Raw genomic sequence first — 1061 nt, 5'->3', positions numbered from 1 at the left:
GCGAGTCGATCGCCGATACCGTTCGCCACCGGCGTGCCGAAGTGACGATCCCCCGTTGGCTCGCTCCGATGTGCACCGTCGAACTAGGTTTTCCCGAGACGGCTCTGCGCGCGGTCAAGCGCCGATTCGTCGGTCGCGAACCCGGCCGGTACGACCAGCAGCGGCGCCGCGCCTACCTGAACCGCATCGACAGTTGATTTTCGCGGTCGGTGCGGACCCCGATGCCGCACCGACCACCTGCAATCGCCTCGTACCCACCACCGAAACTCTTACCGGAGAATCATGTCCGAGCCTTACCGCGGCCGCGTCGCCGTCGTCACCGGCGCCGCATCAGGAATGGGTCGCAGCCTCGCAATCGAACTCGCCCGCCGCGGCGCACACCTGGCATTGTGCGACCTCGACGCCGAAGAACTCGCCGAAACCGCTGCCCAATGCTTCGCCTACAACGCCCAAGTGGAGACAGCCGTCCTCGACGTCGCCGAATACGAACAGATGCTGCGGTTTGCCGAGACCGTCCTCGCGCGGTTCGGGGCCGTGCACGACGTATTCAACAACGCCGGAATCGGTTTCGTCGGTACCGTCGAGAACAGCGACATCAAAGATCTGTCCCGCGTCCTCGATGTCGACTACTGGGGTGTCGTGCACGGCACCAAGGCGTTCCTGCCACACCTGATCGCCTCCGGCGACGGCCGCATCGCCAACACCTCGAGCGTCTTCGGCCTGTTCGCCGTTCCCACTCAAAGTGCCTACAACGCGGCCAAATTCGCCGTTCGAGGTTTCACCGAATCGCTACGCCAGGAAATGCTCACCGCCGGACATCCGGTCACCGTGTCCAGCGTGCACCCCGGCGGCGTTCGCACCGCCATCGCGACGAAGGCCACCGGCACCAACCCCGAGGAACTGCAGCACCTCGTCCAGCTGTTCGACCGCCTCGCTCGCACCACCCCCGAGAAGGCGGCTTGCGTCATCCTGGACGGAACGGCCAAGGGCAAGGCCAAGATCCTCGTCGGCGCCGACGCCCACCTGAGCGACCTCCGCGTCCGCATCATCGGCTCGTCCTA

At 65.5% G+C, this 1061-nt stretch carries 2 protein-coding genes; both read left to right on the top strand.

The window, feature by feature from the left end:
- The coding region (locus ACGF5C_RS35220) for a hypothetical protein (RefSeq protein WP_393308805.1) at positions 1-197 on the top strand (197 nt) is incomplete at its 5' end.
- Between the two features lie 85 nt (positions 198-282).
- A partial coding sequence (locus ACGF5C_RS35215) for an SDR family NAD(P)-dependent oxidoreductase (RefSeq protein WP_393308803.1) occupies positions 283-1061 on the top strand: 779 nt, incomplete at its 3' end.

The organism is Micromonospora sp. NPDC047620 (assembly GCF_043205005.1).
GTDB lineage: Bacteria > Actinomycetota > Actinomycetes > Mycobacteriales > Micromonosporaceae > Micromonospora.
This window is presented reverse-complemented; position numbering and strand designations above follow the sequence as displayed.